The sequence below is a fragment of the Microcystis sp. CS-574 genome, assembly GCF_028329095.1.
In the GTDB taxonomy this organism is placed as follows: Bacteria; Cyanobacteriota; Cyanobacteriia; order Cyanobacteriales; family Microcystaceae; genus Microcystis; species Microcystis ichthyoblabe_A.
In genome coordinates, this window is record NZ_JAQMSY010000091.1 from 23,254 (window position 1) to 29,253 (window position 6,000).

Annotated in this window: 8 protein-coding genes; 6 read left to right on the forward strand and 2 right to left on the reverse strand. The window is 42.6% G+C overall.

Going from position 1 to position 6,000, the window contains the following annotated elements:
• Nucleotides 1-170: 170 nt before the first annotated feature.
• Nucleotides 171-395 carry a hypothetical protein gene (locus PN470_RS07080; RefSeq protein ID WP_103112140.1) on the reverse strand — a complete coding sequence of 75 codons (225 nt, stop codon included), beginning with the start codon at nucleotides 393-395 and terminating at the stop codon, nucleotides 171-173.
• 639 nt (nucleotides 396-1,034) lie between these two features.
• On the opposite strand from PN470_RS07080, the gene PN470_RS07085 reads away from it, so the two are divergent.
• Together PN470_RS07085 and PN470_RS07090 are read left to right on the forward strand one after the other, a co-directional pair.
• Nucleotides 1,035-1,259, forward strand: a complete 225-nt coding sequence (locus PN470_RS07085) for a DUF433 domain-containing protein (protein WP_002740734.1) — start codon at nucleotides 1,035-1,037, stop codon at nucleotides 1,257-1,259.
• A gap of 81 nt (nucleotides 1,260-1,340) precedes the next feature.
• Nucleotides 1,341-1,592: a DUF5615 family PIN-like protein gene (locus PN470_RS07090; RefSeq protein WP_272104157.1), complete on the forward strand. Its 252-nt coding sequence runs from the start codon at nucleotides 1,341-1,343 to the stop codon at nucleotides 1,590-1,592.
• Nucleotides 1,593-1,831: 239 nt separating this feature from the next.
• Here the strand turns inward: PN470_RS07090 and PN470_RS07095 are convergent, their stop codons facing one another.
• Nucleotides 1,832-2,737: a metal ABC transporter permease gene (locus tag PN470_RS07095; protein WP_272104159.1), complete on the reverse strand. Its 906-nt coding sequence runs from the start codon at nucleotides 2,735-2,737 to the stop codon at nucleotides 1,832-1,834.
• 135 nt (nucleotides 2,738-2,872) lie between these two features.
• Here PN470_RS07095 and PN470_RS07100 point away from each other — a divergent pair, with 135 nt between their 5' ends.
• The 4 genes from PN470_RS07100 to PN470_RS07115 all read left to right on the forward strand — a co-directional run bounded on the left by PN470_RS07100 (nucleotide 2,873) and on the right by PN470_RS07115 (nucleotide 5,915).
• Nucleotides 2,873-3,391: a cofactor assembly of complex C subunit B gene (locus PN470_RS07100; RefSeq protein WP_272104161.1), complete on the forward strand. Its 519-nt coding sequence runs from the start codon at nucleotides 2,873-2,875 to the stop codon at nucleotides 3,389-3,391.
• A 7-nt stretch (nucleotides 3,392-3,398) separates the two neighbouring features.
• A complete protein-coding gene (locus PN470_RS07105; RefSeq protein WP_272104163.1) occupies nucleotides 3,399-3,815 on the forward strand; it encodes an acyl-CoA thioesterase in 417 nt (138 codons plus the stop codon).
• Between the two features lie 3 nt (nucleotides 3,816-3,818).
• A complete protein-coding gene (locus PN470_RS07110; protein ID WP_272104166.1) occupies nucleotides 3,819-4,448 on the forward strand; it encodes a DUF1361 domain-containing protein in 630 nt (209 codons plus the stop codon).
• 126 nt (nucleotides 4,449-4,574) lie between these two features.
• On the forward strand, nucleotides 4,575-5,915 hold the full coding sequence (locus PN470_RS07115; RefSeq protein ID WP_103112143.1) for an aromatic ring-hydroxylating dioxygenase subunit alpha: 1,341 nt from the start codon (nucleotides 4,575-4,577) through the stop codon (nucleotides 5,913-5,915).
• Nucleotides 5,916-6,000: the final 85 nt, after the last annotated feature.

Consider the following 6,000-nt stretch of genomic DNA (forward strand, 5'->3'; position numbering starts at 1 on the left):
AGCAGCTGCCCCTTGGTCATCCTGAATCATCTGCCCCAGTCTAACGCACCCTACTGGATTGTTTCAGCTAATTTGGTGTATTAGAAAATTGCTATAGATTTTACAATCTAAGACTTTAAGCCGAAATCTATTGCCCTATTTTAGCTGAAACAGTCTACTACGTTTTACTACTAATCACGCCGGCTACTCAAGAGGGCCGTGATCAGCAAATAGGCCAACGTCACCCCGATACTGATTTGGAAGGAATAGGGAGCGGCGCGGTATCGATACCAACTAGAAAAAGATTCAAGAATTCTCAGGGTGAACAACACCACCCAATGTAAGGAAAGCATTAGGAGATAAAAAAACGCCCCGACTCCCAACGACTGCACAAACCGATTTTTTAATAAATCCATAGCGGCTCTTCTAGGTTCTGTGTGATAAGTTTAACTCACATAGGATCAATCGATCTTTGTGTCCTTTGTGTCTTTGTGGTTCGTTCCACCCCCTCGCTAGGAGGAATGTATCTTAGAATACATTTTACCCACTAAACCTGGGAGAGCCCCATAGCCCTAACCAAGTTAACTCGAACTCTTACAAATTAATTATATGTTATACTCCTCGGTTAACTAATTTTCCCAAAAAAATTAGCATTACTTTTCTCCATCAATACTAAACACAAGCACGATACTGAGAATAATAGGAATTGTCGGTAATGTGTCATCCTCAGAAAAGGTAAACTCAACTTTACTAGGCATAAGCAGACGCCCATTGGTCATCCTGAATCATCTGCATCAGAATGTTTGCAGCTGCCGTTGCGTCCTAGGGCGACCAAATTGGGTACTCTGATGCGGAGAAGATGAATTGTAGTTCAGCGTCTGGGATTTGTGTGGCCAGGAGTTTAAAGAGTGTTGACATCCTCACCGCCGGGGCTGGGCGGTGAGGATGTCAAAATTTTTCATAATTGACAGGGTGGGCATAGCCTATCCTATTTTGTTGAAACTTTTAGCACTCTAGTTCACAATAAAGGTAAAGATCGTAAGAGCTACCTTGTAATGGCGGAATTGCTTTCAAGAATTACAGTTAATCCTCGGCAGTGCGGTGGTCGTGCCTGTATTCGAGGAATGAGAATCCGGGTGTCAGATGTGTTAGATCTATTCGCGGCAGGTTTAAGCGCGAGAGAAATTCTAGATGAAATGCCTGATCTTGAGGCAGATGATTTGAAAGCAGCGCTTTTATATGCCTCGCGGAAGCTTAATCACCCGGTTTTACTGGCATGACAATTTGGGTTGACGCACATTTGTCTCCTGCAATTGCAACCTGGATTAGCACTACACTTGAGATTGAAGTTGTGGCTTTGCGTGATTGGACTGAGAGATGCTGAAGATACTGAAATCTTTCAGGTTGCAAAAGCTCAAAGAGCTATCCTAATGACCAAAGACAGCGATTTTGTAGATTTAGTTGAGCGACTTGGTTCGCCCCCACAAATTATTTGGCTGACTTGTGGCAATACCTCTAATGCCCGGTTGCGTGAAATCTTGAGTGAGACTTTACCCAGGGCTTTAGAACTTTTAGCTGCTGGTGAGACATTGGTAGAAATTAGCGGAGACTAGCTGTACAGGCTAATGAATCCAAGAGCTACCCAATACAAGAGGTCAAATGGCTATTTTCCAATATCAGATTCTTGTGGGGAAGAATTAACCTAATGCTGTGGTCTGGTATGTCGCTTAAGTACAATATGAAACGATAAAATCAACACAATATCAGAGTAAGAGCCTCGAAAAATCTGGCAAATTATGGCAGTTATCTCGGCCGTCAGCTTTTTTTGGTCACTCCCACCTTCTCCCCCAAACTAACGCCGTCTCAACAAATTTTTTATCTCTACCCAGATAGACAGTTGACCACCTAGACTAGCGGGATGAGTGAAAATTCCTTGACGGGGACTGAATAAAAAGGCCAACATAAATAGGGTAAAAGCGACAAGCACGATCGCCGGTCCAGAGGGTAAATTCCAGTAATAACTTAAATACATCCCACTGATACTAGAAATAATACCCACACCCACACCTAAACCCATGACTTGATGAAGACGGGTAACTAAAAGATAAGCAGTGGCTGCGGGGGTAATCAAAAGGGACAAAACGAGGATTACTCCCACCGCTTGGAGACTAGCAACGATTGTCAAACCAATCAGGAGCATTAAGCCTAAATCTAATAAATTTACTGGTAAACCCGCCGCTTGCGCCCCGATTTTGTCGAAAGTGTAGAATAATAGTTCTTTATACAGGAGCAAAACGGTTAATAAAACGATAACGGCAATAATTAGGGTATCGCGGATGTTGTCATCAGTAACACCGAGAATATTGCCAAAGAGAAAGTGATTAAGGTCAATTTTGTTGTTTTTTTGGATGAGAGTGATCAGGGTGATGCCAAGGGCAAAAAAAGCCGAGAAAACGATACCCATGGCCGCATCTTCTTTGATTGGGGAACGATTACGGATTAAGTTAATCAGTAGGGTACTGACCATTGAGGCTAGTAAAGCACCCAGTAAAAGATTAAAATTACCAATAAAAGCGATCGCTAATCCGGGTAAGACCGAGTGACTGATGGCATCGCCCAAGAGGGCCAAACGTTGTACCATCAGGTAGGTTCCCACCACCGCACAGATGATCCCGACGATGATAGCTTCAATTAGGGATCTCTGCATGAAACTATACTGTAAGGGTTCGATTAATCCTGTTAATAGATTGTTGCCCATGAATCTGCCTTGGGGTTAAATTTTTCTGATTCTCGATCGAGGTTTTGCTCCTAGGGTCCATCTTCTAAATCGGGGGAGAAGATGAGTTAGGATAATTAGGATTAATTGTAAGTTTTTTCGCTCCCAACCGCCGCCATGGATACCCCCGTTCTTTCCTCAACTTTTTTTCTGACTCTCCTGCTGATGGTGGGATTATTCTTTTTTATTCGCGGTTCCGTCAAAGAGCGTATCGAACAGCGTGTCTATCTTACCAGTACCAGTGACGACCAACTATTAGAACAACTGCGAGACTATTTTGACCGACGTTCCTATCAAGTCAAGGCGATCAAACCCGAACAAAATATTGTCAGATTACAGGGTTTTGTGCCGCCTAGCCCCTTTCTAGCGATATTTTTGACAATTTTGGCGGCCTTGGGTTTATTTTGCTTCTCACTGGTGTTATCGGTGTTATTTCCTGATACTAATCCCTATATTTTTGCTCTTGTGGGTTTATCTCCCCTCGCGGGTGTTTTCTATTGGCAAAAAGTCGGCCGTTTAGAAGAAGTGGCTTTTAAAGTAGAAAGCAAATCTCAGCAAACGGAATTAACTGTCAAAGCCCATCGGGACGAGTTAAGACAACTACAAGATAGTTTAACCTTTCTGGAAAGACAATAAGCTTTTTATGCCCTACGAGCGCCTAATTTATCTGGCCGATACCGATGCGGCCGGTGTGGTTTACTTTGCCCATCTTCTCTCGATCTGTCATGAAGCCTACGAGTTTTCTTTAGCACAATTTGGCATCAATATCAAGGAGTTTTTCAAAGATTCTCCGGTTGCCCTACCGATTACTCAAGCGGAAATCCAGTTTTTTCGTCCTCTTTTTTGTGGCGATCAAATACAGATTAATTTCACTGTCCGATCCCTAAGCGAAAACGAGTTTGAATTGCATTATAAAATTTATTTGGCTGAAATCATGGTCGGAAAAGCGAAAACCCGCCATGTGTGCATCGCTCGCACCAATAGACAAAGAATCCCTTTCCCGGAATCTTTAAAAAATTGGTTAGGATATTTATCAACCCTAGAGGATACTGATATTTAAGAGATGATTTGGGCAGATTTAACGATGATTTTAACTAGGGATTGGTGGCATAATGCTTGGCAATTATTTAACCTCAGTACCGGGAGGATTATCTGGAATTCTTTTCTGGCTTTTATCCCCTTTATCCTCAGTTTTTGGCTATTTCGGATCACCCTCGATCGTTCCCTAATCTGGTGGTTAATTCTCTTAGTTTTTGTGCTTTTTTTACCCAATGCTCCCTACATTCTCACCGATAGCATTCATTTAATCTCTTATGTTCACCAGGATTACGCCAAAAGTTTATTTTTTTTAGTTTTAATTCCCCAGTATAGTATCTTTATTTTTATTGGCTTTCAGCTATACGTTCTCTCCTTACTTAATTTAAAAAGTTATTGTCAGCAAAGTCAGCTAAATTCAGCAGTTTTACCCCTAGAAATAACCCTCCATTTTTTAAGTGCGATCGGTATCTATCTAGGGCGTTTTCTCCGACTGAATAGTTGGCACTTAATCACTCAACCGCAGCAACTATTCTGGAGTTTGCAGAATTTACTGACTAAAAAACCTTTGATATTCATCTCTGTCTGTTTTTTAATTATTTGGCTACTATACGAAATCAATAAAAGACTTTACAATCGACTTTCTGGCTACAATTAACGCCTATCGGGAATTTCGACCCTCTCCTAGTCCCTTTCGGATTGATTAAAAGATAGTAGAAAAACAGAGATCAATTGGCCGCACCGATATTATGATCATGATCAATATTTTTTCTCTCTCATCCCCATGACAAGCACTGATCAATCTCAACCCCTGCCTAGGGATGACTATTTTCACTACCAAAATTGTTGGTATCCTGTGTTATTTGTGCAGGATTGGCAAAAAAATCCCTACTCTTTCTCTCTTTATGGGCAACCATTGCTAATATTTCGCGATCAGCAGGGAAAATGGGGCTGTTTGCTTGATCGCTGTCCCCATCGCTTGGCTAAACTCTCCACAGGACAGATGATCGCTGGGCGTTTAGAATGTTTGTACCATGGTTGGCAGTTCGAGACGGATGGAAAATGTTCCCATATTCCCCAACTGCCAGTTAATACCCCAATTCCCCGCAATGCCAAGGTTAAATCCTATGGGGTGGTGGAACGTCAGGGAGTCCTCTGGGTTTGGTTAGGAGAAGAGGAAACAGCGAAAGAAAGCGATATTCCTATCATCAAAGACCTAGAAGACCCCAATTGTGTCCATACCGATTATCTCATTGATTTTCCCTACGAACAGGGCTATTTACTCGAAAATCTCCTCGATCCCGCCCATGTTAATATTAGCCATGATCGCAGCGAATTCGGGGCAAAACGGGAAAATGCTCAACCTTTAGCCTTCCAAATCCTCGAAATCTCGGCGCGGGGAATTCGCAGTCAGTGGCGCAATAGCCGCAATCCGCAAGAAAGCTGGAAATATCTGGATTTTATAGCCCCTAATCTCGTTCATTATCGTTTTTCTCTGCCTAATCCCCATTGGTGTGCTGGATTGGCTTTATACGGGATTTCTCTGGGTCAAGGTCGTTCTCGCTTACTGGTGCGACGTTACCAAAATTTTGCCGTTAACTCCCGTCAATACCGTTGGCGCTGGTTGGAACATCTGCGTCAAAGTCGCATCCTCGAAGATGATCTACCTTTAATTCAAAGTCAGCAGCAAATGGTGGAAAAGTCAAGAGATAGTTTACAAAAATTATACTTACCCTTAAAAAGTTCCGATGCCTTGGTGATTGAGTTACGTCAATGGTTCGATCGCTATGGGGACTCTTTCCCCTACTATCAAGGCTACACCAGCCAGCGGACAACGGCGATCGATTTATCCGATCCTTTACCCCTCGATCGCTATTCTCGTCACACTGTCCACTGTCGCACCTGTAGCGCTGCCCATGAAAACATGGTAAAAACTAAACAAATTGCGATTTTAATGGGTATATTATTAGTTTTACTGGCAATTTTATCCCCAAATCAGTCTATCTATCAAATTACTGCCCTTATTTTCGCAATTTTGGCTTTAGCAATAGCGATCGCCGCCAATTATACCCGCACAAAATTTGAACGCACCCATGAGAAAAAAGCCCATACCAAACTACAGTAATAAGTAGGGTCTGCTGAAAAAGTTTTTCCTGGGGGCAGGGTGTGGGGTGTGGGGTGTGGGGTGTGGGGTTTTACCGGTTTTGAGG

Coding starts and splice junctions, on each gene's coding strand:
- PN470_RS07085 (WP_002740734.1), top strand. CDS start 1,035: ATGGCGGAATTGCTTTCAAGAATTACAGTTAATCCTCGGCAGTGCGGT.
- PN470_RS07110 (WP_272104166.1), top strand. CDS start 3,819: ATGATTTGGGCAGATTTAACGATGATTTTAACTAGGGATTGGTGGCAT.
- PN470_RS07095 (WP_272104159.1), bottom strand. CDS start 2,737: ATGGGCAACAATCTATTAACAGGATTAATCGAACCCTTACAGTATAGT.
- PN470_RS07105 (WP_272104163.1), top strand. CDS start 3,399: ATGCCCTACGAGCGCCTAATTTATCTGGCCGATACCGATGCGGCCGGT.
- PN470_RS07115 (WP_103112143.1), top strand. CDS start 4,575: ATGACAAGCACTGATCAATCTCAACCCCTGCCTAGGGATGACTATTTT.
- PN470_RS07080 (WP_103112140.1), bottom strand. CDS start 395: ATGGATTTATTAAAAAATCGGTTTGTGCAGTCGTTGGGAGTCGGGGCG.
- PN470_RS07100 (WP_272104161.1), top strand. CDS start 2,873: ATGGATACCCCCGTTCTTTCCTCAACTTTTTTTCTGACTCTCCTGCTG.